Source organism: Halomonas sp. AOP12-B1-6 (genome assembly GCF_052379225.1).
Classification (GTDB): domain Bacteria; phylum Pseudomonadota; class Gammaproteobacteria; order Pseudomonadales; family Halomonadaceae; genus Vreelandella; species Vreelandella casei.
Genome location: NZ_JBQSYK010000001.1, coordinates 1 through 25,183, shown reverse-complemented (window position 1 = coordinate 25,183; position 25,183 = coordinate 1). Strand labels below are relative to the sequence as shown.

Sequence of the window (25,183 nt, the reverse complement as noted above, 5' to 3'; positions counted from 1 at the left end):
ATGGATAAGGAACTGCTGGCAATGCTGGTCTGCCCGTTGTGTAACGCTAAGCTAAAATATGATCGTGAGGGGCAAGAGCTTCGCTGCCATTACGATGGCTTGGCCTATCCCATTCAAGAAGGTATCCCTGTCATGCTGCCGGAAGAAGCCCGCGCAATGGATGCCGATGAAAAGCTGCCTACGTCGCCGGGACGCACTGGAGACGCTTAATGGCTGTTACTGATTTTACGACGCCTGGCGTCACCTTTCCTGAATTTACCGCTGTTGTTCCCGCGCGCTATGGCTCTTCTCGATTACCCGGTAAGCCGCTGCTTGAGATTGCCGGTGAGCCAATGGTCGCTCACGTTTGGCGGCGTGCTTGCCAAAGCCATGCTAGTCGGGTGGTGATTGCAACCGACGATGCGCGCATACGCGATGCTATGCAGGCTTATGGCGCTGAGGTGATCATGACGCGCGATGATCACCCTTCGGGCACTGATCGCTTGGCCGAAGTGGCGACTAGTTTGGCCTTGCCGGCAGATGCGCTGCTGGTTAACGTCCAGGGCGACGAGCCGTTGATTCCTCCAGCGTTGATCGACCAGGTGGCTTTGCGCCTGGCTGAGGACCAAGAGGCATCGATAGCAACGCTGGCAGAGCCGATTAGCGACGTGGCGTCGTTGTTTAATCCCAATGTGGTCAAGGTGGTGCGCACTCTGCAGGGGCGAGCGCTGTACTTTTCTCGTGCGCCGATTCCCTGGGATCGCGAGCATTTTAAACAGCCGCCCACGCTACTAGCGAGCGATCAATGGCTGCGTCATATCGGCATTTATGCTTATCGTGTGCGTTTCCTAGAGGCGTATCTCGATTGGCCTGCGTCGAGTCTTGAGCAGCTCGAACAGCTCGAACAGCTGCGTGCACTACAGCATGGTCACGTTATTCAGGTGGCTTTAGCCTGCGAAGTAAATCCCGCCGGTGTCGATACCGCTGAGGATTTAGAGCGAGTACGCGCGCTATTTGCCGAGCCAAGTGCTTAAAGTGGCTGAGTTGAATATTACTCGTCATGTGGATCTCACGTCCGCCAATACGCTGGCGCTACCATGCCGGGCTGAGCGTTTTTCAGCCCCAGGTACCTTGTCCGCGCTGCGTAGTACCCTAGCGAAAGCGCGCTGCCAGGAGTGGCCAATCACGCTATTAGGCGGCGGCAGTAATGTGCTACTGCCCGAGCAGTTACCGGGCTTGACGGTACGTCCGGCGCTTAGTCAATGGTGGCTCAGCCAGCAGCAGGGCCATGTGCTAGTGCATGTGGGCGCGGGCGTAAACTGGCATGCCTTAGTAATGGCGACCGCCCGGCGAGGGCTGTGGGGGATCGAGAACCTTGCGCTGATCCCTGGCAGCTGCGGAGCGGCGCCGGTGCAAAATATTGGTGCCTACGGTGTAGAGCTTGCCGATACGCTTCAGTCGGTGCAGGTCATGGAGGTTGCCTCCGGCCAACTTGCCTGGTTAAGCGCGCAGGAGTGCCAGTTTGGCTATCGCGACAGCGTGTTTAAAGGGGCGATGGCGGATAAAGTAGTCATTACTCAGTTAGTTTTGCGCTTATCACGAAAGCCTGCCCCGCAGCTTGGCTATGGTGATCTTGCCGCTCGGTTATCGCCGGTGCCCACGCCGCTTGAGGTCGCTGAGGCGGTCTGTACGATTAGGCGTGAAAAATTGCCTGACCCAAAGGTGCTTGCCAATGCAGGGAGTTTTTTTAAAAACCCTCTGATATCTGATGACCAGGCGGCCCGTCTGCTGCGTCAGTATCCTGATATGCCGCATTTCCCTCAAATGAAAGGGCAGACAAAGCTGGCGGCTGGCTGGTTGATCGACCAGTGCGGTTTAAAGGGGATGCGTGATGGTGTCTTTGGGGTTCATCAACATCAGGCGCTGGTGCTGGTGCATTTTGGTGGCGGCGATCGCCATGGCTTGATGAAAATAGCCAGCTACATTGCTGTTCAGGTGGAGGCGCGCTTTGGCGTACGACTATCGCCAGAGCCGCGTTTAATTAATCCTTAAATCTGCCCTAAACTGAGCGGCGCCAATACATAAGCTAATGCAAATGCGAAACAAAAAAATCCCCGCCGAAGCGGGGATTTTGCTGTTGCCACACACCATCAATTTATTCTGGGAGCGTGTCTTGCTGTGTCTGTTTACGCTTCTCGCGTGGATCGTTGTGCGCACGAGTGCGCCGACGAGGCTTCGGCATCTCTTCAATAGGTGCTGCAACAGATGCTTCAACAGATGCTTCAGCAGGTACTTCTTCAGCGGTCGTTGTCTCAGCTTGCGCTTCATTGGCTAACGGGAGGCTGGGCTGAGGCTCTGCTTGCGCTGTTGGTGCAGGGCTAGCCTGTGGCTCAACGACTGATTGTTCAGCACTGATCTCGGCAGCCTGTTTTTCAGGCTCTTGGCTTTCAGGCTCTTGGATTTCAAAGTCTTGTTTTTCAAAACTTTGTTTTTCAAAATCCTGTTGCTCAGACGCCTGCTGTCCAGATGCCTGTTGCTCAGCGCCTTGCAATATCACGCTAGGCTGTTCTTCAGCCGCAGGCGCTGGCTGTTGAGCCTCAACGATATGTTCAGGAACACTAGAAGCGGCTGCTTGCTGGTGAGTTTCGTCAGCGTCGCTGGAGGCAGCGGACTGGCTATTGCTGCTTGATTCACTTTGATCCGCGCTGATGGTCGGATCGGCGGCGCGCGGCGTTTCAGCGCGTTCAGTCATGACGGGTTCGTCAGCGTGGGACGCATGTTGACTTGCCGGGGCCTGCTGAACGTCTGGCTGCTCCGTAAGCGTTTCAATTTCGGTCGCTTGCGAAGGCTCTGCCGCAGGCGCGTTGCTGGCTGAGGTCACCGGCTCGCTTGGTTTAGCAAAGGCTTCTGGCAGCTCAGTAGTTTCTGCCTCAGGCGCTGTCGGAGCCGCTTTAGGCTGGCGGCGCTGGTGCGTTGATCTGCGCGCTTTGGCATTCTCCGTCACGGGGCGTTCAGCCGTCGTCGTGTTGTCAGCGTCATTGTCGTTATCTGCCGATTTCGCCGTCTGTGCTTCACTAACAGGCACTTCACTAGCAGTCGCTTCACTGACCACGGGCTGTTCGGCAGGTGCTTCGCTTGGCGTTGGCGTGGCCTCTAGTGCTTCGCTTGGCGCTTCGGCCTGCAGTTTTAGCTGCTCGGCTTCTGCCTGAGGATTAATAGCCTGGGTGCGCGAACGATTACGTGGGTTGTTACGCGTACGCTTGGGCTTATCGTCATCCTGCTGGACTTTCGGCTGGGCGGTAGCATTAGCCGGCTGTTGAACCGTTTCCTCGCGCTGATTGTCGCGAGCTGGTTCGCGCCGCGGCTCTTTCTGGGCGGCGGGCTTGCTAGCAACATTGTTGCTGTGGCTGTCTTTTGCGGTATTAACGCTGTCTTGCGCAGTGTTTTCGTTTTGCTGAGGATGGCGGCGACGATTGCGCGTGCGGCTAGGGCCACTGCGTTTATCGCTATTCTCATCGCTCACTGAGCGTGGCGTGCTGCTGCGTGGCTCAGCCTTTTGCTCAGTTTTGGCAGGGCTTTCGCTGCGCGACTCGTTTCTACTGCTATTGCTGTCATTGCGCTCACCGCGCGCGGAGCGCTGACGAGACTCGCTGTTACGCTGGCTGCTTCTACGCTCACTTGGACGACGTGGCGCTGGCGTTTCAACCTTCGCCGCAGCCGCTGGCTCAGCGGACGTATCGTCGCTGCCTAAGAGCTTTGCAAAGCCGCGCATGAAGCGACCAATAACGCTAGGCTGCTCGCTAGGGGCTGGAGCTGCTTTGGTCGCAGTAGGCGTGGGAGCAGGCGCAGGCGCTTTTTCTTCAGTTTGCAGCGACGCCGGTGCCGGTGCGTTGTGAGTAACGCTTTTAACGGCAGCTTCAGCACGTTGAGCGGGGGGTACAAAGCTCGGTGCAGGCTCTTTACCTACTTCGGTATCGGTAGACAGTTCAAAGCTTGAAAGGCTTTGGGTGTCGTCTTCGTCCAGATGGTCATCACGCAGGCGCTGGACATCGTAATGCGGCGTATCCATATCAGGATTAGGCAGCAGCACCACACGAACACCCTGGCGGGATTCAAGATCTGCCAACACGCTGCGTTTTTCGTTAAGTAAGTAGGTGGCGACCGGTACCGGCAGAATGGCGCGAATCTGCGCGCTATTCTCTTTCATGGCTTCTTCTTCAATCAGGCGCATGATGGAAAGCGAGAGCGAGCGCACGTCGCGGATGGTGCCCTGGCCATTACAACGTGGGCAAACCACACCGCTGGTTTCACCCAGCGAAGGGCGCAGGCGCTGACGAGACATTTCCATCAAGCCAAAGCGCGAGATACGGCCGATTTGCACTCGCGCACGGTCTAGCTTGAGCGCGTCACGCATGCGGTTTTCAACGTCACGCTGGTTACGTGCAGGTCCCATGTCGATGAAGTCGATAACCACCAAGCCACCGATGTCGCGCAGGCGCAGCTGCCGAGCGATTTCATCGGCGGCTTCGGAGTTGGTCTGCAGCGCGGTTTCTTCGATATCGCTGCCGCGGGTGGCGCGAGCGGAGTTGATATCGATGGAGACCAGGGCCTCGGTGTGATCGATGACAATCGAGCCACCAGATGGCAGCTTTACTTCGCGCTGATAGGCTGTCTCGATTTGCGATTCGATCTGGAAGCGGGAGAACAGTGCGACTTCATCAGAGTAGAGTTTAATTTTTTGCTGATAAGAGGGCATAACCTGGCGGATAAAGCCCAGCGCTTCGGCATGAACCTCTGGGCTATCGATCAATACTTCGCCGATGTCCTGACGTAAGTAGTCGCGCATGGCACGGATGATGACGTTAGATTCACGATAAATCAGGAACGGAGCAGAGCGCTTAGCAGCTTCAGTAGTGATGGACTCCCATACTTGGACTAGGTAATCCAGGTCCCACTGCAGCTCTTCTGGGTTGCGGCCAATGCCTGCGGTGCGCACGATCAGGCCCATTTTGTCAGGCACGGTCAGCTGGCCCATGGCATCTTTGAGCTGGCTGCGTTCGTCTCCTTCAATGCGACGCGAAATACCGCCAGCACGAGGATTGTTCGGCATTAAAACTAAAAATCGGCCTGCCAAACTGACAAACGTGGTCAGCGCGGCACCTTTGTTGCCACGCTCTTCTTTGTCGACCTGAACGATGACCTCTTGGCCTTCTTTGAGCACTTCTTTAATGCTCGGACGCCCGGAAACGTCTTTAACGAAGTACTCGCGAGAGATTTCTTTAAGCGGCAAAAAGCCGTGACGGTCGGCGCCGTAATCGACAAAGGCAGCTTCTAGTGAAGGTTCTACACGAGTGATTTTACCGCGATAGATATTAGCTTTTTTCTGTTCTCGAGCGCCGGATTCGATATCTAAATCGTACAGGCGTTGTCCATCAACCAAGGCGACACGCAGCTCTTCAGGCTGGGTCGCATTAATAAGCATCCGTTTCATGTTGTCTCACATAGCGTTACGTGCCGGCGAACTAACTACGGCATGGCGTAGGTGAATCGCTGGTTGCTGCGTGCTTGTGCTCGGCGCATAGCTATGCTGACGCGTAAAACCGGGAGGGCGTCATCGCCGACCCGGCCAATAGGGCGTTGAGTACGTGGCGGAGGCAGGACATGTTCCGGTGGCTGTCACGTCCATCCGGCCCTGCTGACACCGCCAACACCTGGCATTCATCGATTCACCAACGCCGGCCACCGGCACAGCGTTGAACTGGTCGTCCTGAGTCAGTCGGCACCTTGTGACGAAAAAGGAGGGGCTGCTCAGCACGTGGCGTTTTTTAAGTTTCTACCCGCCGTTAAGGGCTGGGCTTACGTTCATCTGCCGACAAAAAGAACGGGCGGCAGATTTGTTGCATTTTTAGATCATATTTCGATGCCGGAAAAACGGGCAATGCGTACACTGGTGCCGCTTTTCGTGCTCTGGCCTGCGTGTTTGTCGGGCAGGCGCATTAACCAAACTCAGCGTTGATACATTCTGCTAAGTAATTTTGCCAATTAGCTATTGATCAGCTAGTGATAGCGCTAGATAAGACAGCTTTCTGCGCTAGGCTGGTGAGCATTTTTGAATATAACAGTAAAGACAACGACCAGCAATTGACGCAATGCTCTTGGGTCTACGCTAGAATGCCGTTTTTAGCCTGACGTCATAGAGTAACAGCAGGAGTAAGCAAGTAATGTCCGAAGGGCGTGAAGTACAGTGGGTGGATATTGCCCCAGAACAAGCAGGGCAGAGAATTGATAATTTTCTCATGACACGTTTGAAGGGAGCGCCGCGGGCGCTCATCTATCGGATTGTGCGCAAGGGTGAAGTCCGCGTTAATAAAAAGCGCGTTAAGGTGGATTACCGGTTGCAGGCCGGCGATTTGGTTCGCGTGCCGCCGCTGCGTTTGGCACCGCGTGAGGCAGTGAAAGAAGTCAGTGATAATCTGCGTGATCTGTTAGTCGGCAGCGTCATTATGGAAGGCCCTGATTGGATGGTGCTCAATAAACCCTCAGGGCTGGCGGTGCACGGTGGCAGTGGGGTTAAAATTGGTTTGATCGAGGCGCTGCGCCAAGTGCGTGATGATTTGAGTTTCTTAGAGCTGGTTCACCGGCTTGATCGCGATACGTCAGGCTGTTTGCTGCTTGCTAAATCCCGCGATGCGCTAGTGACGCTCAATGAGTCATTAAAAAAGCACGGCATGGATAAGCGCTACTTGGCCTTAGTGAGCGGGCGCTGGCCTGCGCGCAAAACCTATGAAAGCGCTCGTCTGGACCGGTTTGATGCAGGTAATGGGGAGCGGCGGGTTAGGGTTGATCCTAACGGGAAGGTGTCGCGGACGCATTTTTCGGTGGTTGAAGCGTTTGAGAAAGTCACCCTGATCGAAGCTGAGCCGGTGACGGGGCGCACGCATCAAATTCGCGTTCACGCTGCCCATGCAGGCCATGCGCTGCTGGGGGACGATAAGTACGCCACCCGTGAAAGTGGCTTTCTTACTAAGCAGCTAGGGCTGGGGCGACTTTTCTTGCATGCCCGTGCGCTGACCTTTCCTGAGCCTACGAATGGCCGCCCGGTAACGGTTAAAGCACCGCTGCCAGAGGTTTTGGAAGAAACCCTCAAGCGCGCCCGTCGATAAGCGGCCGTTTGTTTATATGCCTGCCAAGAAGGATCTGTAATGCAGTACGAGCTGATAATATTTGATTGGGATGGCACGCTGATGGACTCGGTGCCGCGTATTGTCTCGTGCATGCAGGCTGCTGCCTTAGAAGCAGAGTGGGGCGCGCTCTCAGCACCGGACGTTGAGGATATTATCGGCCTAGGCCTGCCCGAGGCGATTGCTAAACTTTGCCCAGGCATTCTTCCGGCTCAGGCGGAGCGCCTTCGCGAGCGCTATTCGCACCATTTTGTGCACGCCGACGCAACGCCAATGATGTTTTTTGCCGGCGTAGAAACGCACATTGCTCGTCTGCGCGAACGCGAGGGGCAGCGTTTGGCAGTAGCGACGGGTAAAAGTCGCCGTGGTCTTGATCGCATTTTTGCGGAGACGGGTAGCGGTGCGTGGTTTGAATCCAGTCGTACGGCGGATGAGACGCGCTCGAAGCCCCATCCGCAAATGCTTACCGAGCTGTTGGCAGAGCTTTCGGTCCCGGTTGAGCGGGCGGTGATGGTGGGCGATACCGAGTATGACTTGGAAATGGCGCGAGCGATTGGCATGGACCGCATCGGGGTAACCTATGGTGTGCATACGCCAGAGCGCCTCTCGCTGAGCCGTCCTAAGTGGCTAGCGCATAGTGTCGGTGAGCTTTTTGAGCGATTGCATAGCGAGTAGCCTACGTCTATATAAGGATATTTTATGAGTGACGATCGCTGGACAGAAGGTGCTGAAGTTTCATCAGAAAACGTAGACCCAGTGGCAGGTGCGCCCGGAGACGACGCTGAAACGCTGCGTGAGCGTCAACGCCTGGCGCAGGTGGATATGATGGATCGTTGGGTCGGCGGTGTTTTAACCGAGCAGCGCCGCACGCGGCGCTGGAAGCTGTTTTTCCGTTTGATGACACTCGCAGTGGTGTTAGTGGTCCTATTCGCCACGCTTTATGGGCTGTTTTGGAATAGTCCTGGCGCGGCCGCACCTTCCCAGCGTCATTTAGGTATTGTGGAGGTTAATGGCGTGATCGCCAGTGATTCTCCTGCCAATGCTGAACGTATTATTCTGGGGCTTAACCGCGCCTGGGAGGCGCAAAGCGCAGCCGTCGTGGTGCTGCATATTAATAGTCCTGGCGGTAGTCCGGTGCAGTCACAGCGAATTTATGCGGAGATCATGCGGCTACGAGAGCAAGGCGATAAGCCGATTATTGCGGTCATTGAAGATATCGGTGCCAGCGGTGCCTATTACATTGCCGCGGCGGCCGACGAAATTGTCGCATCGCCTGTGAGCCTGGTCGGCTCAATCGGCGTTATCTATGCGGGCTTTGGTTTTGAAGAGGCGATATCTCGTCTCGGCGTTGAACGTCGCGTGTTGACCGCGGGCGAGAACAAGGCCTTCTTAGATCCTTTTCAGCCGCTAGATGACGACGCCGAGACGTTTTGGCAGGGCGTGCTTAGCCAGACCCATCGGCAGTTTATTGACGATGTGCGTGCAGGAAGGGGCGATCGGCTCAGCGATAGTCCGGATATTTTCTCTGGCCTGATTTGGAGCGGAGAGCAGAGCCTAGAGCTAGGTTTAGTCGATCAGTTGGGTAGCCTTGAGCAGGTGGCGCGCGAGCAGGTTGGCGATACCGAATGGATTGATTACACGCCGAGCCTTGATCCGTTTGAGCGCCTGACGCGACGCTTTGCCCAGGTTGCTGCTGAGGTGTTGGGTGTGCGCGCGCCTAGCACGCCGCTGCGCTTTTAGCTTGAGTGCGCCGTATGGGTATGCCTGTATAGATAAAGCGGCTGCCTGTTATGAAGCGCCAAGCGGGTCTAGCCCTGCTTGGCGTAGCATATCGCACAGTGCGATCAGCGGTAGCCCAATCAGCGCGTTGGGGTCGCGACCTTCCAGTTTTTCAAACAACGCAATGCCTAATCCTTCCATCCGAAAGCTGCCAGCACTGTCCAACGGCTGCTCTTTGGTGACGTAATTTTCGATTTCCTGGGTGCTCAGGGTGCGAAAAACGACCTCGAAAGGCTCCACGTGCACGTGATGTCGCTGATGGCGTGTATCTAAAAGTGCGAGCCCTGTGAGAAATGTGACGCGCTGGCCGGAAAAGCGAGCAAGGTTGGCGCGTGCTTTTTCTGACGTATGCGGCTTGCCGAGAATGTCGCCTTCAAATACCGCGACTTGATCGGAACCGATAATGCAGTGATGTGGAAAGCGCGTTGCAACAGCATTGGCTTTGCTAAGCGCGAGGCGATGCACTAACGCATGCGGTGTTTCGCCGCTACGCGGTGTTTCATCAATGTCAGGCGAGTAGCATTGGTAAGGAAGCTGCAGGCGGTCAAGTAGCTCGCGTCGCCAGCGTGAGCTGGAGGCCAGTACCAGCTCGGTTGTTAATGGTTCGATCATTGGTGAAGTCACAAAAGCTCCTGGCAGCGTGATGGCATCGGTTGTTTCTGCTGTGATTAGGTTAAAGCAGTGTCTAAGTAGAGCGGTCTAAGCAGTAGAGTGTAGCGAAAGCAGTTAAGCCTGCCTATTGGGGGGTTGATTAAGCCCCAGATGGGCTGTTTATTGAGCCCTATTCGGGTTATTTATTGAGGAAGCTATGAAGAATTGCACCGACGGCTTTGACACCAGCAGGGGGAGTGCCTATCATTGCGCGCCTATGTTGACCTCACAACTCCCCAGCCGGGTTGAGCCTTATAAGCTTGCAGCCCGCCACGAACGAATCGAAGGCTTGGTAGCGCTTGATAAGCTGCCACGTCTTGCCGATGAAGCGGGTGCCCAAACTGGCGACTGTCATGTCGTGCTTGAGTTTGGCGTCGATGCTCAAGGTCGTCGTGAAATTCGTGGCCACTTGCAAGCGACATTAGCGCTTGCCTGCCGACGCTGCCTGGTGCCGCTGCCTCAACAGGTGGACAGTGACTTTCTGCTTGGAATGATCACTGATGAAGCCTTAGCGGCCGAGCTGCCTGCGAGTCATGAACCGGTGCTGGTGGAAAAGGAACAGCTGGATCTTCTGACCGTGGTTGAGGATGAATTGATTCTTAGCCTGCCTCAGGTGGTCTATCACGATGAAGCCGAATGTCATGTCTCGGCGGAGCAGCTGGTCAGCAAAACAGAAGGCGTGGCGACAGAAGTAACGCCAGCGACGAACCCTTTCGCGGTGCTGAATGTCTTGAAAGGCAAAAAATAAGCACCCTTTACCTTAAATACCTTGGAGTAAACACCCATGGCAGTTCAGCAGAATCGTAAAACTCGTTCCAAGCGCGGCATGCGTCGTAGCCACGATGCACTGACCGGCCCGACTTTGTCTCAGGACAAAGAAACCGGTACTACTCACCTGCGTCACCACGTTGCCTCAGATGGCTTCTACCGTGGTCGTAAGGTTGTTGAGGTATAAGTCTCAACGGCACTGTTAAGCGGCTAAACGGATTCGGTGCGGTATGCGCCTAGCGATTGATGTAATGGGGGGTGACCAAGGCCCTCGTGCAATTGTCGCTGGCTCTGCCAGGGCTGCGGTAGAAAACCCAAGCCTAGAGCTGATTTTGTTTGGCCCGCGTCAGCAGATTCTTGCTGAGCTTTCGCGCTTGCCGCAGCCTTTGGCTGCGGCAGCGTCGCGTTTGGTGGCCTGTGATGCTCCCGATAGCATCATGCCATCAGCAACGGCTGCCTGGGCATTACGCAGAGGCCGTTCGAGTAGCATGGCGCATATGTTGCGCAGCGTTGCTCAGGGCGAAGCAGATGCGGGTGTTAGTGCGGGTAATACGGCCGCGCTGGTGGCGCTTGCAAGGCGAGAGCTGGGAATGATCAAGGGTATTTCTCGCCCAGCGATCAGTACTGCAATCCCGGCCCGCGGTGGGCATCGCTGCTATTTGCTTGATTTGGGTGCTAACGTTGATTCGCCTGCGAGTCGACTGCTCGATTTTGCGCTCATGGGTGCGGCGATGGCGCAGTGTGTCGATGGTACGCCTATGCCTCGGGTGGCGCTGCTTAACGTTGGCTCAGAAGCGACCAAAGGCAGCGCTAGCGTGCGGGAGGCCGATCGTCTGTTGCGCGAGTATGCTAACGATGATGCCTTTACCTACGAAGGCTATGCTGAAGGTGGTGATCTGTTTAAGGGCCAGCTGGACGTAGTGGTATGCGACGGCTTTGTAGGTAATGCTGTGCTTAAGACAAGCGAAGGTTTGACAAGTATGTTGGTCGAGCGCGTACAGATGGCCTTTGAGTCGCGTCTGAGCGGTCGTTTGGCAAGCCTACTGGCCAAGCCTGTGTTGAAGCGGTTGAAGCGAGAGCTTGATCCCGTTCGCTATAATGGGGCTAGTTTGTTAGGGCTGCGTGGGATTGTGGTGAAAAGTCACGGCAGTACGCATGCCGATGGTTTCTACTACGCTATTCAGCGAGCTCTAAAGGAAGTGGAACACAATTTACCTGCGAGGATCGCAGGCCGCTGGCAGGCGTCATTAGTTGAAAGCGATGGCGCTCGCTAGCCATGAGTAGATAATAAACGGTAAGAATTTTTTGCGGGCTATTAGGTGGCATCAGGATGTGCCAATGGCCTCGCCTATCGCTCATATGAGCAAATGCCTACAAGAGCAAAGGTGAACAACATGTCTCAACCCCTTGCCCTCATTTTCCCCGGGCAAGGCTCTCAGCAGTTGGGAATGCTGCGAGAGCTGGCCGAGCGCTATAGTGTAGTGGGAACGACATTTGAGGAAGCGTCTGATGCTTTGGGCTATGACTTGTGGAAAGTCGTCCAAGAAGGTCCTGAAGCATCCCTTAATGCAACTGCATGCACCCAGCCTGCGCTGCTCTCTGCAAGCGTGGCTATTTGGCGCGTCTGGCAGGAGTTAGAAGGGCCGCGTCCGAGTGTGATGGCTGGCCATAGCTTGGGCGAATACAGTGCGATGGTGTGCGCTGGCGTCATGAGCTTTGCCGAAGGCGTAAATTTAGTACGCTTGCGCGGTGATGCTATGCAGGAGGCAGTGCCCGCGGGTGAGGGCGGCATGGCGGCCATTCTTGGCTTGGCAGATGATGCTGTCGAGGCCGCTTGTGAAAAGGCGGCTCAAGGTGATGTTGTGTCTGCCGTGAATTATAACTCTCCGGGGCAGGTGGTTATTGCCGGCGCTAAAGCGGCCGTTGAGCGGGCAATGGTAGCCTGCCAAGAGGCGGGGGCTAAGCGCGCTATGGCGCTGCCGGTTTCGGTGCCATCGCACTGTGCGCTGATGTGGCCCGCTGCTGAGCGGTTGGAGGCGGCTATGCAGGATATTGAACTGCGAGTGCCGCGCTATAAAGTAATCCAGAATGTTGATGCCCAGGCCCATGCCGATATTGCTACACTGCGTACACGCCTTATTGAGCAGCTGTATCAGCCGGTGCGCTGGAGTGCCTGCGTTGAAGTGATGGCGGGTCAGGGCGTTGAGGTATTTATTGAGTGCGGGCCAGGAAAGGTGTTGACTGGTCTTAATAAGCGTATCGTGAAGGGTAGCAAGGGGCTGGCAGTGAACGACCCTGACAGCCTTAACTCGGCGCTAGCGCTAGCGCGTGAAGCGTTGATTGGCAAAGCGTGACCGCAAGCTGTTTTGATCGCTATCCTAACGTGTAGACACGGTTGAAGGCAGAACGTTATGACGCAAGAACGTAGAGTGGCACTGGTAACTGGCGCGAGTCGTGGCATTGGGCAAGCAATTGCCCGCGAGTTAGGTCGCCAGGGTCGCATTGTGATTGGCACGGCCACGAGCGAGTCCGGCGCTGAAAAAATTGATGCCGATCTCAAAGAGAATGGCATCGACGGGGCCGGGCTATGCTTGAATGTGACTGATCAGACCAGCATTGATGAAGTGTTGAAAGCCATCACTGAGCGCTTTGGTGCGCCGACTATCTTGGTTAATAATGCGGGTATCACGCGCGACAATTTGCTGATGCGCATGAAAGAGGACGAGTGGGACTCCGTCATGGATACCAACTTGAAATCTGTCTACCGTGTAAGCAAAGCCTGCTTGCGTGGTATGACCAAAGCACGTTTTGGGCGTATCGTGTCGATTAGTTCTGTGGTGGCAACCATGGGCAACCTGGGCCAAACTAACTATGCGGCCGCAAAAGCAGGTATGGAGGGCTTTAGTCGCGCTTTGGCTCGAGAGGTTTCCTCGCGCGCCATTACGGTTAACGCAGTGGCGCCGGGGTTTATCGCCACTGATATGACCGGAGCGCTGCCTGAGGCGCAGCATGAAATGCTGCTTAAGCAAATTCCGTTGGCCCGCTTAGGGGCGCCTGAAGAGATCGCCGCAGCGGTGGGGTTTTTGACCAGTGAATCAGCCGGTTATATCACCGGCGAGACGCTTCACGTTAACGGCGGCATGAATATGCGTTGATGGCCTTGGGCTTGGCGGTTGCGTCGATCCAAGGGCGTCTATAAACTACCCCGCAGCTTTTGGCTTGCGGTTTCCAAATAGCTGGTTATCAAAAACGGCTAATGTGAACGACTGGAGTACGTTAATGAGTACTATTGAAGAGCGCGTGAAGAAAGTTGTAGCAGAGCGCCTGAACGTTAAAGAAGAAGACATCCAAAACAGTTCTTCTTTTACAGAAGACTTGGGTGCTGACTCGCTCGACACCGTTGAGCTGGTAATGGCTTTGGAAGAGGAGTTTGATACTGAAATTCCTGATGAAGAAGCTGAAAAGATCACCACGGTTCAAGAAGCCATCGATTACGTGAACGCCCACCAGTAAGGGCTGTATCGATGCATCGAACCTGGGTGGGGTGCTAGCACCCGCCTTAAAAGCCGTCCTTTCGCAGGACGGCTTTTTTGCTTTGCTGCAACAATGCTTATAACGTTCAAAGTCCGTTATACTATTGACCAAATTTAAGCAGCAAATGACCCAAGTGGGTTGCATCACCATGGATGCATGGAGGAAAGCAGATGGCACGGAAAAGGGTAGTGGTAACTGGGCTAGGCCTGGTGACTCCGGTGGGTAATAGTGTTGATGAGTCGTGGGCTAACATTGTTGCAGGCAAAAGTGGCATTACACCGATTGAACATTTCGACACCAGCGGATTTAACACGCGCTTTGGTGGTTCTATTAAAAACTTTGATATTAGTCCGTATCTGAGCCCTAAAGACGCCCGTAAAATGGATCTATTTATCCAATACGGCATGGCAGCGGGTGCCCAGGCAGTTGAAGACTCGGGTATCGAGTGCAGCGAAGAAAATGCCGATCGCATCGGTGTGGCTATTGGCTCAGGCATTGGTGGTTTGCCAATGATTGAGCATAACCACAACGCGTTGAATAAAGGCGGCGCTCGTAAGGTGTCACCGTTCTTTGTGCCAGGCTCTATCATCAATATGATTTCCGGCAACATGGCGATTCAGCATGGTTTTAGAGGGCCCAATATTGCGATTACGACGGCCTGCACGTCGGGCACGCATAATATTGGTTACAGCGCGCGTACGATTGCCTATGGCGATGCTGACGTAATGGTCTGTGGCGGTGCAGAAATGGCCACCACGCCGCTTGGTCTGGGTGGGTTTTCTGCCGCGCGCGCGCTTTCCACGCGCAACGATGATCCGCAGGCTGCTAGCCGTCCGTGGGATAAGGATCGTGATGGCTTTGTATTGTCTGACGGTGCCGGTGTACTGGTACTTGAAGAGTATGAACATGCCAAAGCCCGTGGCGCGCACATGTATGCTGAGCTAGTGGGATTCGGCATGAGTGACGATGCGTACCATATGACCTCGCCACCCGAAGATGGCCGCGGCGCGGCGCTCTCTATGCGTAATGCAATTAAAGATGCCCAAATAGATGTGTCCAAACTGCATTATATCAATGCTCATGGAACGTCGACAGCCGCAGGGGATTTGGCCGAGAGTCGTGCTATTGAAAGCGTTTTGGGTGATGCCGCTAATAGCGTGGCCGTCAGCTCGACCAAATCAATGGTTGGGCATTTGCTGGGTGCGGCTGGTGCGGTAGAAGCGATATTTTGTATCCTCGCTATCCGTGACCAGGTGGCACCGCCAACGATTAATTTGGATAACACGCAGGAAGGCTGCAATCTGGATTACGTGCCACATACCGCCCGTGACATGCGTATTGATATGACGCTTTCCAACTCGTTTGGCTTTGGTGGTACTAACGGCTCGCTGCTATTTAAGAAAGTTTAGTTAGCGATGATACCGCCCCCACTGTCAACTGATGAGCCTGCGTTTGAGGGTCAAGTGCCCTTCGATGACCGTGGGCTCGCATACGGTGACGGTGTGTTTGAAACCGTGCTGTTGCGCGCGGGCAAGCCCGTCTTGTGGGATTACCACATGGCGCGCCTGAGGCAAGGCTGCCAGCGGCTGGGGATCAACGTGCCTTGCTCAGCGTCGCTTGACGCGACATGGCAGGGCGCGCCTACGGCCACACTGGAAGTGCTGAAAATCATCCTTACTCGTGGCAGCGGTGGCCGGGGCTATGCCCAGCCGGACACAGTAGCGCCGCGTTTGCTCAGCCGACGAGCGCCATTTCAGCCCTCGGCTGAGCGCTGGCGTTCGGGGATCACGGTACGGCTTTGTGACCTTCGCCTAAGTCGTCAGCCGCGACTGGCGGGTATAAAGCATCTTAATCGTTTAGAAAATGTGCTGGCTCGCCAAGAGTGGACCGATGCCGGTATTGCTGAAGGCCTGCTCGTCGATAGCGATGATACTGTCGTGGAGGCCACCAGCATGAACGTGTTCTGGCAGCAGGCGGGGGAGGTGTTTACACCGCTGACTGACCAGTGCGGTGTTGCGGGAACCCTGAGTGCTGCATTAATGGATCAAGGGGCTGTAAAGCAAGCAACGCTGCGGCTTAGTCAATTGCCGGCGGTAGAGCAATGCTGGGTGGCGAACTCTGTTCAGGGCATGTGGCCCGTTACCACGCTACTGGCAGCCGACGGGTCGGTGCTAAAGCGCTGGCCTGCATGTAAAGCGGATTCTCTGCAGCATTTGGCGCACCAGCTATTAGGCTATGCGCCAGAATCCTATTAGGTATCGCCCCGCAATTTTCAACGAGGTGTCATGGTGAAACGGTTATTAACCGCTTTGTTAGTACTAGTGGTCGTTGGGGCTACAAGCGTGGTGGGCGGCTATTTTTATTGGCAGAGTCGGTTAAATGCACCGCTCGCCCTGGATGCACCCATGCTCTACCAGGTTCCTTCCGGTGCCGGGTTCAATCAGGTGGTTGCGCAGCTAGAGGCACAAGGCGTAGTAGACGATGCCTGGGCATTCCAGCTGCTGGCGAAGGTTGAGCCAGAGCGTGTGCCGCGTTTACGTACCGGCGAGTATCAGCTATTGCCTGAAATGAGCGGGCTGGAAATGATGGCGCTGCTGGGCAGTGACAAAGTCGTGACCTACTCGCTGACTATTCCTGAGGGCTGGTCGTTTCGGCAAATGCGCGAGCTGCTGAATGCAGCACCGAAGCTTGCACACCGTACAGCAGATATGAGCGATGCCGAGGTCATGACGCTGCTTGGCCGCGAAGACGTATTTCCGGAAGGTTGGTTTTTCCCCGATACCTATCGCTATCACCTAGGCATGAGCGATGTGGATGTTTTGCGGCAATCCCTAGCGCGCATGGAGCGTATTCTTGACGAAGTTTGGGAAGAGCGCGGCGATGACTTAACGATTGAGTCTGCTTACCAAGCGCTCATTATGGCCTCGTTAATTGAGCGTGAGACCGGTGCGCCGCAGGAGCGCAATGAGATTGCCGGTGTGTTTAAACGGCGCATGGAGCAAGGCATGCGTTTACAAACAGACCCAACGGTTATTTACGGTATGGGCGAGCGTTATGACGGGCGGATTACCCGTGCTGACCTGCGTGAGGCAACGCCTTACAATACCTATGTGATTGACGGCATGCCGCCCACGCCCATTGCCATGCCGGGGCGCGCGTCGTTAGAGGCCGCGGTGAATCCGTTACCGGGTGAAACGCTTTACTTCGTTTCCCGTGGGGATGGTACTCACCAGTTCTCGCGTACGCTGCGTGAGCATAATAATGCCGTCAATCGCTATATTCGTAATCGATAATCGTCGGGATCTTTCGCCAATGATTGATCACTGACGATTCATCACCACAGTAAGGAAGCACGATGACCAAGCGTGGACGCTTCATTACGCTGGAAGGCGGTGAGGGCGTGGGAAAATCCACTAATGTAGGCTTCGTCGCCGAGTGTTTGGAAACCCAGGGCCTAGAGGTGGTGCGTACCCGCGAGCCGGGTGGCACCGAGCGCGGCGAAGCTATGCGCGCATTGCTGCTGGACCCCGCTCCTCTAGAGCCGCTGCATGTCGACGCTGAGCTGCTGTTGATGTTTGCTGCCCGAGCACAGCATCTGGCGGAAAAAATCCTTCCTGCGCTGGCCCGGGGCGCCTGGGTGGTGTGCGACCGTTTTACCGATGCTACTTTTGCTTACCAGGGTGGCGGTCGTGGCATCCCCGTAGAGCGCATCGCCGTATTGGAAGCGTTCGTTCAGCAGGGGCTTGCGCCCGATTTAACGCTGCTGCTCGATATGCCTGAGGCAGCTGCGAAGCAACGCCTAGAGTCACGACTACGTGACCGCTCAGAGCAGCGGGATCGTTTTGAGCAAGAACACGTCAATTTCTTCCAGGCCGTGCGGAGTGCCTACTTAGCGCGCGCCGAGCAGGCGCCCGAGCGTTTTGCCGTGATTGATGCCCAGCACACACTAGAAAATGTTCAAGCACAAATTCGTCAAGCCCTGATGGGGCGGATTGCTGAATGGTATTAACCGGCGTTATGCCGTGGCATCAAGCCACCTGGCAGCAGTTAATCCGCTTGGCTGACGGAGGACGAATGCCCCATGCGCTCCTCATTAACGGTGCCCATGGCGTTGGCAAGCAGCAGCTTGCCGAAGCGTTGATCGCCCGAACGCTATGTGCAGGCCCTGCAGATCTTGCCTGTGGGCACTGCCATAGCTGTTCCATGCTGGCATCCGGGTATCATCCGGACCTGCTGCGCGTCTCGCCGGAAGAGGGCAAACGCCAGATTCGTATTGATCCCATTCGCGAGGTTAACCGCTTTGTCTCGCAAACGGCTCAGCAGGGTGGCTACCGGGTCATCGTTATTTCTCCTGCGGAGGCAATGAATATCGCTGCCGCCAATGCGCTGCTTAAAAGCCTTGAAGAGCCCGGTGAAAAGACGCTGTTTATCCTGCTGTCAGACGTGCCTTCGCGCATGCTGCCTACCATTCGCTCTCGTTGCCAACAGTGGTCGTTACCCACCGTTGCCTTTGAAGCGTGCCGTGGATGGCTAATTGAGCAGCTGAGCAGCGCTGATGAAGCCTACTTTTGGTGGCAAGTGGCGGGCGGTCTGCCGCTACTTGCCGTTGAGCTGGCGGCGCCGGAAGAGCGCGCCCTGCGCCATAAAATTCACGACAGTTTTGAGCAGCTAGTGCGCGGCGCCGAGCCCGTTTCAGAAGCCGCGCGTTTGGATCGCCAGGCGATTGATGCCATCTTGTGGTACGGTATTGCATGGCTTGAAGACTTGATTCGCTTAGGTTTATCCGGTGATGCGGCGGTACTGCACAACCCTGATCTTGAGCCTCTCTATCGTCAAGCGGTTAAAAATGGTCGCGTGCAAGACTGGTTTCGCTTGCTGGACTACGCCCGTGAGCAGCGGCGGCTATTGTCGGTGGGGGCCAACCCCAATCCCCAGCTAGTGCTAGAAGCATGGCTAGTGCGCTGGGCGGCGCTGCTACGCTCATAGCTGCGTTAACGCTCTTATCGCTCGCCGTGCAACGAGGTCGCTATGACAGCTCAGAAAGCGCTATCACTCAACGTCCCCGATGTAGCAACGCTGCTCTCTGCATACATGCCTTTTCTGAACCGCGGCGGCATCTTTATACCCACGCTAACGCCTTACACGATGGGCCAGCAGGTTTTTTTATTACTCACGCTGCCGGGCGAAAGCCAGCGTCGCTCGGTGACTGGCCAGGTTGCATGGGTATCACCTGAAGGCGTTAGCGGGCAACGTATTGCTGGTATTGGCGTGCACTTTAGCCCGCACGCTTCATCCGTACGTGAGCGGATTGAAACGCTGCTTGCCGGCCAGTTAGATAGCGTCGCGCCCTCGTTCACGCTCTGAATAATACTTCTCTGAATAACACAGCTCTGAATAACACTGTTTAGCTTCTTTTCCTTCGCTGCCGAGACCCGCATGTTTGTCGATTCCCACTGTCATCTAGATCGCTTATCCGACCAGACCCATGGAGGCGATCTCGCCGCCACCTTGGCGGCTGCGCGCGCTGCCCACGTTAGTCAGTTCCTGGCCGTTGCGGTCAACTTAGATGATATGCCCGCGCTAGCGGCGATAGCGCGTGATCATCAAGATGTAGCGATTTCGGCTGGCCTGCACCCGCTGCATACGCCCGAAAGGGAGCCCAGCGTTGAGGATATTAAAGACGCCGCTGAGCAATACGGCGCGGTAGCCATCGGTGAAACGGGCCTGGATTATCACTACCGCGATAGCGTTGCGGTTGAAATTCAGCATGAGCGCTTCAAGCGTCATTTGATGGCCGCGCGAGAGCTTGCCCTGCCGGTGATTATTCACACGCGAGAAGCCAAAGAGGAAACCCTGGCCCTGCTGCGAGAGTATGGCGACCCTCAAGTGGGCGGTGTATTACACTGCTTCACTGAGGACTTAGCGATGGCGCGTGAAGCGGTGCGGCTAGGCTTTTATATTTCCCTCTCGGGTATTATTACTTTCGGTAATGCAGCGGCGCTGCGAGAGCTGGCCCGCCAGCTGCCGTTGGATCGCTTGCTTATTGAAACCGATAGCCCTTATCTGGCGCCAGTGCCCCATCGTGGCAAGCCCAACCAGCCTGCCTGGGTAGTGGCCGTCGCCGAGTGCATTGCTCAAGAACGGGGCATCAGCGTTGATGAAGTCGCGATGCAAACCACCGCGAATTTTTATCAACTTTTTCGTGCGGCCGCACCTGATACTCCCGCACATGTTAAAGAGGCGCTGGCAAAATCGGGGCTTGTGTAGCCCGTTAGAGCCATCGGCATGATTAAACGAGGTGGGTAATGAATATTGATCGATTGATACAGCAGCGCGATTCAGCAGAAGAAAATGCCAGCGCTATCCCTCCTTTAGATGAGTGGCATCCAGCGCTTTGCGGTGACATGAATCTAAGTATTCATGCTGATGGCACCTGGTGGCACGAGGGGCGGCCGTTTGCCCGCACCAAGGTGGCCCGTTTGCTAGCAACGTTGCTGCGCCAAGATGCCGATGGCTACTGCTTAGTGACGCCAGTTGAGCGCTGGCGCGTCCAGGTTGAAGATCTTCCGCTGGTCGCCGTTGAAGCTGACTTTCATGACGATGCCTGGTGGTTCACCACCCAGTTTGATGACGTCGTTCGCTTAGATGCCGACCATCCGCTTAGCGTTACTTTAAACTCCCAGGGTGAGCGGGTGCCGCAGCTGCCGGTACGTTTTGGGCTAGCCGCACGGCTGCATCGCAACGTCTACTATCAGTTGGTTGAGGCCGCAGAGGCCCGCGATGTTGGCAATGGCGTGACCGAGATTGGCTTAGTCAGCGCCGGGGGCTGGTTTGCGCTGGGCCAGCTGGACGATGATTCAACAGGCGAGGCGCCGTGAAGTTAACCGCTGAACAGCAAGCCGTTGTTAATCATAGTACTGGGCACGCGCGGGTAGCGGCCGTGGCGGGGGCAGGCAAGACCACGACCATGGCTGCCCGAGTGCTGTATTTATTGGCAAGCGGCGTGCCGTCCAAGCGTATTTTGGTACTGATGTTTAACCGCTCTGCGAAGGATGATTTTCAGCGCCGCTTAGCGTCGATGGCGCCCGCCGGGCAAGTGCTGCCCGATGTGCGGACCTTTCATTCGCTGGGGCACCGCTTAACGCAAAGTCTAAGCCGCTGGGGCGCGCTTGCCTCACGTCACCTATTATCCGCCGATTGGCAGTTAGAAAGGTTGCTTCGTCAAGCGAGCCTTAATGTGCTGCGTGATGCCGTCGAGCGCCGTGATGCTGCCCTGGAAGGCGACCGGCTTGAAACCCTGGCGCACTTCTGCGGCTTAGTGAAAGCGGAAATGATCACGCCTGAGACGCTTTACGAGCGGCTTAATTTCGATGCCGATACCGACTATTTTCCGGCCGCTTTTGTCGAAGCAGAGCGGCTATTAGAGTCAGAAGGTGTGATGACGTATGCCGACTTACTTTATCGGCCGCTGCAGGCTTTAGAGGCAGATAGCGCGCTACGGGATCGCGTTGAAGGATTTCTCGATCACGTCATTATTGATGAGTATCAGGATATTAACGCCGCGCAGCAGCGTCTTTTATCCGTGCTCGTTGGTACTCACGCCAGCGTAATGGCCGTCGGGGATGCCAATCAGTGTATTTATGAGTGGCGCGGTGCCAAGCCCGATACCATGCTAGAGAATTTTACCGCCACCTTTGGCGATGCTACCGACTATCCGCTCTCGACTACCTTTCGCCACGGCCATGCCCTGGCGCTGGCCGCTAATCATGCTATCGCCGCTAACCAGCGTCGCCCTAACCAGCTGTGCCTCGCTGCACCTAATAATCCAGAGACCCGGCTGCTAGTAGGGCAAGGTAGCCGCTTGCTACTTGATGCGTTGATGGACTGGCAGGCCCAGGGGCGAGTGCTGAATGAAACCAGTTTGCTGGTGCGCAGCTGGGCGCTGTCGGTGCCGTTTCAACTGGCGTTGTTACAGGCCGGGATTCCGTTTCGCCTTCAGCGCGAGGATCGATTTGTCTTTCGCCTGCCGCTGGTGCAGGCGCTGGCGGGCTATTTAAAACTATCGCGCCGTCCAGGTCTTCTGCGTGACCCACAGCAGCTCTTGTTACTACTTTCTCAGCCGACTCCGTTTGTTGCCCGTGAGCGGCTGCAGCGTTTAGCCCAGCAACTGGCCGCTACTCAGCAGTGGCCAGAGCGGCATGATCCGGTGCTGACAGAGTTAAAGCCAATCCAGCGGCGCACGTTAAAAAAGCGCTGGGTACTGCTGTGTGAGCTGCCTCAACTGAGTGCCTGGCCGCCAGCGAAGCTGTTAAGGCATGTCGTTGACAGCGTTGACGCGGAAAAAACGCTCAAGCGGGCCGCCGCGCGTCGCGACAAGGGCGAAGAGGACGTTCGGCTTCTCGACGTGCTGATCGAACAGGCGCAGAGCGTCCAAGATCCCGATGCCTTTATCGAACTGCTAGAACGCCCGGTAGAAAATCAGGCGGGTGGCGTGCTTATTAGTACCGTACACGGCGCCAAAGGGCTGGAATGGCCGCTGGTTGCCGTAGCCGGTGTCAATGAGGAAGATTTTCCCCACTACAGTCGCGATAATCCGCTCAGCGATGAGCGCTTGGAAGAGGAGCGGCGGCTTTTCTACGTGGCGATTACGCGGGCTCAAGAGCAACTGCTAGTGCTTCATGATGGTGGTGCCCATCGTCCTAGTCGCTTTATTGCTGAAAGCGCTTGGCAGGACAGTATGCGCGTGGCGTCTTGCTTGGCGAGTGGCAGTGCGCCAGCGACTTCGTTGCAGGTGACTTCGGTTGGACTGGTTGAGCGCTATTTAATGCGCTTAGGTCGTGACGATATTGTGCTTGCCGCAGCGCAGGTTGAAGAGGCTAAAGCAGCGTATGCTGCAGGCACGCATTTTTATCCCGGTCAGCGGCTTTTGCATGCGGTGTTTGGAGAGGGGGAAATCGCGGCAGTAGAGGGAAATGCCAGTGATCCGGTCATTGATGTGCGCTTTGAGCAGGCCGGACGGCGGCGGCTTATTGCGCGTCGTGCACCGATTGAACTGCTGGAAACGCCGCAAAAAGCCGTGCTTTGATAGGGTGGCGGGAAAGCACGTGTGTTCAGCGCGTTACGGCTATTCGCTAGCCATAACGCGACTGATGGCATCGCAGAGTATGGATTACATATTGGGGTAGTTAGGCCCACCGCCGCCTTCTGGTGCTACCCAGGTGATATTTTGCGCAGGGTCTTTAATGTCGCAGGTTTTGCAGTGCACGCAGTTTTGAAAGTTAATCTGAAAGCGTGGCTGTCCGGCGCTATCCTCAACCACTTCATAGACACCGGCCGGGCAGTAGCGCTGTGCCGGTTCAGCGTACTTTGGCAAGTTGTCGCGGATTGGTAGCTCCGGGTCATCCAGGTGCAAATGACACGGCTGGTCTTCTTCATGGTTGGTGTTCGACAGAAACACAGAGGAAGGCTTGTCGAATGAAAGCTTACCGTCCGGCTTGGGATAGTTGATCTTTTCAAACTCAGCCGCAGGCTTTAGAGCCCCATAGTCAGTGGTGGTGTCGTGCACGTTAGGTAGCTTATTGCCTAGCAGCTGATGCGCAAAATTATACGCGCCGCCGCCCACGGTGCCGTATTTATGGATCGCAGGGCCGAAGCTGGCGCTTTCCTTCAGCTCTTGATAGGCCCAGCTGGCTTCCCATTTCTGAGTAAAGCTGGTTAATTCCTGCGCGCCTTCATCACCACCTTTGATTGCTTCAAATACGCTCTCTGCCGCCACCAGGCCGGATTTCATGGCGGTATGCAGACCCTTAATTTTAGAAAAATTAAGGGTGCCCGCATCACAGCCGATGAGAAGGCCGCCTGGGAAGGTCATTTTGGGCAGGCTATTTAACCCCCCTTTGGTGATGGCTCTGGCGCCGTAAGCAACCCGCTTGCCGCCTTCTAAATACTGGCTAAGCACCGGGTGGTGTTTCATGCGCTGAAACTCATCAAACGGCGACAGCCATGGATTCTGATAGCCTAAATCCATGATCAAACCCACCACGACCTGCTGATTTTCCGCGTGATAGAGAAACCAGCCGCCGTGGGTGTTTTTATCTAGCGGCCAGCCTGAACCGTGTACTACTAGGCCGGGTTCATGCTTATCAGCAGGCACGTCCCACAGCTCTTTTAAGCCGATGCCGTAATGCTGAGGGTCGCGTCCTGCATCTAACGAGAAGTCTTTAATTAAACGTTTGCCTAGGTGGCCGCGCGCGCCTTCTGCGAACAGCGTGTATTTGGCGCGCAGTTCCATACCGGGCATATGGCCATCTTTGGGCGTGCCGTCGGCGCTGACACCCATATCACCAATGAGGATGCCGCGCACGGCGCCATCTTCAATAATGACCTCTTGGGCAGCGAAGCCTGGGAATATTTCAACGCCTAACGATTCGGCCTGCTCGCCCAGCCAACGGCATAGATTACCCGCACTAATAACGTAGCGTGGCTGTTCGCTGCCGGTGTTATGCATGCTCTTAGGTACGAGCGCATTAGGCACTTTTTGCGCTTTGTCGGCGTCCTTCAGTAAGAAAACATCGTCGCGAATCGCTGGGGTCGTCAGCGGTGCGCCGCGCTCTTTCCAGTCCGGGAATAGTTCTGTTAGCGCGCGGGGTTCAAACACCGCTCCTGACAGAATGTGCGCGCCGACCTCGGAACCCTTTTCTACCACGCAGACCGTGAACTCTTGCTCTGCATCGTTGGCCTGTTGCATGAGGCGGCAAGCAGCGGCAAGCCCGGACGGGCCGGCGCCGACAATGACGACATCGAAGTCCATTACATCGCGTTCAACAGTTTCCACCCGGTTTCTCCTTATTCTCTTTAAGTGCCGCCGATTACTGAAACTAGCTGATAAGAGAGCTAGCGCATAAAAGGCTGGCCTTAATTTAAAACGGTCGTTTGCTTCTGGTTGTTGCTCATCATAGGCATAATACCTGTGTCACGTCACGCCTACGATGGCTAAAGCAGCATTTCTCAACGCTATGCCGCGCTGTTCCCCAGCCTTATGATCCAGGCTTGAACCAGTGGCTATTGTTGCTAGCCGGTAGGCTGTGGCAAATTGGTAGCGTTTTTCAACGCTGTGGCAATCAAACGCGCACATGAATTTTAGGGCGTGGCTCGGCTATTAGCGCCTAGCGGCGCCTAGGTTAAGTGTTTCAAGTCGGTATTTGATAACACGTTAGCATTTGATAGGAGGTGCCTGCTTGGCGGGCGCCGTTTCCGGTTAACGGCTTTTCTTACAAGACAAGTGAGGAATC

General features: G+C 55.6%; 24 protein-coding genes. 21 read left to right on the top strand and 3 right to left on the bottom strand.

Features of this window, described 5'->3' with window-relative positions:
- The 3 genes from ACT3TR_RS00120 to murB are packed head-to-tail and all read left to right on the top strand — an operon-like array spanning nt 1 to nt 2,031.
- Entirely contained in the window at nt 1-210 is a 210-nt protein-coding gene (locus ACT3TR_RS00120) for a Trm112 family protein (protein WP_193062602.1), read from the top strand.
- Nucleotides 210-1,013 (top strand): 3-deoxy-manno-octulosonate cytidylyltransferase, encoded by an 804-nt coding sequence (gene kdsB, locus ACT3TR_RS00115; RefSeq protein ID WP_444625838.1) that lies wholly within the window; start codon nt 210-212, stop codon nt 1,011-1,013. The genes ACT3TR_RS00120 and kdsB overlap by 1 nt, the downstream gene beginning before the upstream one ends.
- 10 nt (nt 1,014-1,023) lie before the next feature.
- Entirely contained in the window at nt 1,024-2,031 is a 1,008-nt protein-coding gene (gene murB, locus ACT3TR_RS00110; protein ID WP_444625878.1) for a UDP-N-acetylmuramate dehydrogenase, read from the top strand.
- A 103-nt stretch (nt 2,032-2,134) separates the two neighbouring features.
- On the opposite strand, the gene rne is transcribed toward murB, so the two are convergent.
- Entirely contained in the window at nt 2,135-5,470 is a 3,336-nt protein-coding gene (gene rne, locus ACT3TR_RS00105; protein WP_444625837.1) for a ribonuclease E, read from the bottom strand.
- A gap of 730 nt (nt 5,471-6,200) precedes the next feature.
- Between rne and ACT3TR_RS00100 the strand changes: the two genes are divergently transcribed.
- From ACT3TR_RS00100 to sppA, 3 genes are read left to right on the top strand one after another with little or no spacing between them, the layout of a single operon-like run.
- On the top strand, nt 6,201-7,142 hold the full coding sequence (locus ACT3TR_RS00100) for an RluA family pseudouridine synthase (RefSeq protein WP_096280609.1): 942 nt from the start codon (nt 6,201-6,203) through the stop codon (nt 7,140-7,142).
- Nucleotides 7,143-7,181: 39 nt separating this feature from the next.
- Complete coding sequence (locus tag ACT3TR_RS00095; protein WP_444625836.1) at nt 7,182-7,835, top strand: HAD family hydrolase; 654 nt, start codon at nt 7,182-7,184, stop codon at nt 7,833-7,835.
- Nucleotides 7,836-7,859: 24 nt separating this feature from the next.
- Nucleotides 7,860-8,900: a signal peptide peptidase SppA gene (sppA, locus tag ACT3TR_RS00090; RefSeq protein ID WP_444625835.1), complete on the top strand. Its 1,041-nt coding sequence runs from the start codon at nt 7,860-7,862 to the stop codon at nt 8,898-8,900.
- Between the two features lie 48 nt (nt 8,901-8,948).
- On the opposite strand, the gene ACT3TR_RS00085 is transcribed toward sppA, so the two are convergent.
- A complete protein-coding gene (locus ACT3TR_RS00085; RefSeq protein WP_193062707.1) occupies nt 8,949-9,551 on the bottom strand; it encodes a Maf family protein in 603 nt (200 codons plus the stop codon).
- 256 nt (nt 9,552-9,807) lie between these two features.
- Here ACT3TR_RS00085 and ACT3TR_RS00080 point away from each other — a divergent pair, with 256 nt between their 5' ends.
- The 15 genes from ACT3TR_RS00080 to ACT3TR_RS00010 all read left to right on the top strand — a co-directional run bounded on the left by ACT3TR_RS00080 (nt 9,808) and on the right by ACT3TR_RS00010 (nt 22,977).
- A complete protein-coding gene (locus tag ACT3TR_RS00080) occupies nt 9,808-10,338 on the top strand; it encodes a YceD family protein (RefSeq protein ID WP_444625834.1) in 531 nt (176 codons plus the stop codon).
- A gap of 36 nt (nt 10,339-10,374) precedes the next feature.
- Nucleotides 10,375-10,545, top strand: coding sequence for a 50S ribosomal protein L32 (rpmF, locus tag ACT3TR_RS00075; RefSeq protein WP_096280598.1), 171 nt, complete (start codon nt 10,375-10,377; stop codon nt 10,543-10,545).
- 43 nt (nt 10,546-10,588) lie between these two features.
- A complete protein-coding gene (plsX, locus tag ACT3TR_RS00070) occupies nt 10,589-11,632 on the top strand; it encodes a phosphate acyltransferase PlsX (protein WP_193062615.1) in 1,044 nt (347 codons plus the stop codon).
- A 120-nt stretch (nt 11,633-11,752) separates the two neighbouring features.
- The gene (gene fabD / locus ACT3TR_RS00065; protein ID WP_193062617.1) at nt 11,753-12,712 is read left to right on the top strand and encodes an ACP S-malonyltransferase; all 960 of its coding nucleotides are present in this window, start codon (nt 11,753-11,755) and stop codon (nt 12,710-12,712) included.
- A 57-nt stretch (nt 12,713-12,769) separates the two neighbouring features.
- Nucleotides 12,770-13,513, top strand: a complete 744-nt coding sequence (fabG, locus tag ACT3TR_RS00060) for a 3-oxoacyl-ACP reductase FabG (RefSeq protein ID WP_193062619.1) — start codon at nt 12,770-12,772, stop codon at nt 13,511-13,513.
- Between the two features lie 124 nt (nt 13,514-13,637).
- Entirely contained in the window at nt 13,638-13,871 is a 234-nt protein-coding gene (gene acpP / locus ACT3TR_RS00055; protein WP_008956801.1) for an acyl carrier protein, read from the top strand.
- Between the two features lie 191 nt (nt 13,872-14,062).
- The gene (gene fabF / locus ACT3TR_RS00050; RefSeq protein WP_193062621.1) at nt 14,063-15,301 is read left to right on the top strand and encodes a beta-ketoacyl-ACP synthase II; all 1,239 of its coding nucleotides are present in this window, start codon (nt 14,063-14,065) and stop codon (nt 15,299-15,301) included.
- Between the two features lie 6 nt (nt 15,302-15,307).
- Nucleotides 15,308-16,147 carry an aminodeoxychorismate lyase gene (gene pabC, locus ACT3TR_RS00045; protein WP_193062623.1) on the top strand — a complete coding sequence of 280 codons (840 nt, stop codon included), beginning with the start codon at nt 15,308-15,310 and terminating at the stop codon, nt 16,145-16,147.
- A 30-nt stretch (nt 16,148-16,177) separates the two neighbouring features.
- Nucleotides 16,178-17,185 (top strand): endolytic transglycosylase MltG, encoded by a 1,008-nt coding sequence (gene mltG, locus ACT3TR_RS00040; protein WP_193062625.1) that lies wholly within the window; start codon nt 16,178-16,180, stop codon nt 17,183-17,185.
- Between the two features lie 62 nt (nt 17,186-17,247).
- Complete coding sequence (tmk, locus tag ACT3TR_RS00035; RefSeq protein WP_193062626.1) at nt 17,248-17,901, top strand: dTMP kinase; 654 nt, start codon at nt 17,248-17,250, stop codon at nt 17,899-17,901.
- Complete coding sequence (locus ACT3TR_RS00030) at nt 17,892-18,878, top strand: DNA polymerase III subunit delta' (RefSeq protein WP_193062628.1); 987 nt, start codon at nt 17,892-17,894, stop codon at nt 18,876-18,878. The genes tmk and ACT3TR_RS00030 overlap by 10 nt, the downstream gene beginning before the upstream one ends.
- Before the next feature lie 42 nt (nt 18,879-18,920).
- The gene (locus ACT3TR_RS00025; RefSeq protein WP_193062629.1) at nt 18,921-19,256 is read left to right on the top strand and encodes a PilZ domain-containing protein; all 336 of its coding nucleotides are present in this window, start codon (nt 18,921-18,923) and stop codon (nt 19,254-19,256) included.
- A 72-nt stretch (nt 19,257-19,328) separates the two neighbouring features.
- On the top strand, nt 19,329-20,159 hold the full coding sequence (locus tag ACT3TR_RS00020; protein WP_193062630.1) for a TatD family hydrolase: 831 nt from the start codon (nt 19,329-19,331) through the stop codon (nt 20,157-20,159).
- 38 nt (nt 20,160-20,197) lie between these two features.
- Complete coding sequence (locus ACT3TR_RS00015; RefSeq protein WP_444625833.1) at nt 20,198-20,770, top strand: DUF1285 domain-containing protein; 573 nt, start codon at nt 20,198-20,200, stop codon at nt 20,768-20,770.
- Nucleotides 20,767-22,977 carry an ATP-dependent helicase gene (locus ACT3TR_RS00010; RefSeq protein ID WP_193062634.1) on the top strand — a complete coding sequence of 737 codons (2,211 nt, stop codon included), beginning with the start codon at nt 20,767-20,769 and terminating at the stop codon, nt 22,975-22,977. Before ACT3TR_RS00015 ends, ACT3TR_RS00010 begins: the two co-directional genes overlap by 4 nt.
- A gap of 84 nt (nt 22,978-23,061) precedes the next feature.
- Here ACT3TR_RS00010 and ACT3TR_RS00005 read toward each other — a convergent pair whose 3' ends face one another.
- Nucleotides 23,062-24,726, bottom strand: coding sequence for an electron transfer flavoprotein-ubiquinone oxidoreductase (locus ACT3TR_RS00005; RefSeq protein ID WP_193062636.1), 1,665 nt, complete (start codon nt 24,724-24,726; stop codon nt 23,062-23,064).
- Nucleotides 24,727-25,183 lie beyond the last annotated feature (457 nt).

Bases quoted from the DNA above. Each gene is read 5' to 3' on its own strand.
- ACT3TR_RS00100 (WP_096280609.1), top strand. From the start codon at position 6,201: ATGTCCGAAGGGCGTGAAGTACAGTGGGTGGATATTGCCCCAGAACAA.
- ACT3TR_RS00025 (WP_193062629.1), top strand. From the start codon at position 18,921: ATGACAGCTCAGAAAGCGCTATCACTCAACGTCCCCGATGTAGCAACG.
- ACT3TR_RS00015 (WP_444625833.1), top strand. From the start codon at position 20,198: ATGAATATTGATCGATTGATACAGCAGCGCGATTCAGCAGAAGAAAAT.
- fabF (WP_193062621.1), top strand. From the start codon at position 14,063: ATGGCACGGAAAAGGGTAGTGGTAACTGGGCTAGGCCTGGTGACTCCG.
- acpP (WP_008956801.1), top strand. From the start codon at position 13,638: ATGAGTACTATTGAAGAGCGCGTGAAGAAAGTTGTAGCAGAGCGCCTG.
- ACT3TR_RS00020 (WP_193062630.1), top strand. From the start codon at position 19,329: ATGTTTGTCGATTCCCACTGTCATCTAGATCGCTTATCCGACCAGACC.
- tmk (WP_193062626.1), top strand. From the start codon at position 17,248: ATGACCAAGCGTGGACGCTTCATTACGCTGGAAGGCGGTGAGGGCGTG.
- kdsB (WP_444625838.1), top strand. From the start codon at position 210: ATGGCTGTTACTGATTTTACGACGCCTGGCGTCACCTTTCCTGAATTT.
- plsX (WP_193062615.1), top strand. From the start codon at position 10,589: ATGCGCCTAGCGATTGATGTAATGGGGGGTGACCAAGGCCCTCGTGCA.
- sppA (WP_444625835.1), top strand. From the start codon at position 7,860: ATGAGTGACGATCGCTGGACAGAAGGTGCTGAAGTTTCATCAGAAAAC.
- pabC (WP_193062623.1), top strand. From the start codon at position 15,308: ATGATACCGCCCCCACTGTCAACTGATGAGCCTGCGTTTGAGGGTCAA.
- ACT3TR_RS00080 (WP_444625834.1), top strand. From the start codon at position 9,808: ATGTTGACCTCACAACTCCCCAGCCGGGTTGAGCCTTATAAGCTTGCA.
- mltG (WP_193062625.1), top strand. From the start codon at position 16,178: ATGGTGAAACGGTTATTAACCGCTTTGTTAGTACTAGTGGTCGTTGGG.
- ACT3TR_RS00030 (WP_193062628.1), top strand. From the start codon at position 17,892: ATGGTATTAACCGGCGTTATGCCGTGGCATCAAGCCACCTGGCAGCAG.
- ACT3TR_RS00120 (WP_193062602.1), top strand. From the start codon at position 1: ATGGATAAGGAACTGCTGGCAATGCTGGTCTGCCCGTTGTGTAACGCT.
- ACT3TR_RS00085 (WP_193062707.1), bottom strand. From the start codon at position 9,551: ATGATCGAACCATTAACAACCGAGCTGGTACTGGCCTCCAGCTCACGC.
- rne (WP_444625837.1), bottom strand. From the start codon at position 5,470: ATGAAACGGATGCTTATTAATGCGACCCAGCCTGAAGAGCTGCGTGTC.
- fabG (WP_193062619.1), top strand. From the start codon at position 12,770: ATGACGCAAGAACGTAGAGTGGCACTGGTAACTGGCGCGAGTCGTGGC.
- ACT3TR_RS00095 (WP_444625836.1), top strand. From the start codon at position 7,182: ATGCAGTACGAGCTGATAATATTTGATTGGGATGGCACGCTGATGGAC.
- rpmF (WP_096280598.1), top strand. From the start codon at position 10,375: ATGGCAGTTCAGCAGAATCGTAAAACTCGTTCCAAGCGCGGCATGCGT.
- fabD (WP_193062617.1), top strand. From the start codon at position 11,753: ATGTCTCAACCCCTTGCCCTCATTTTCCCCGGGCAAGGCTCTCAGCAG.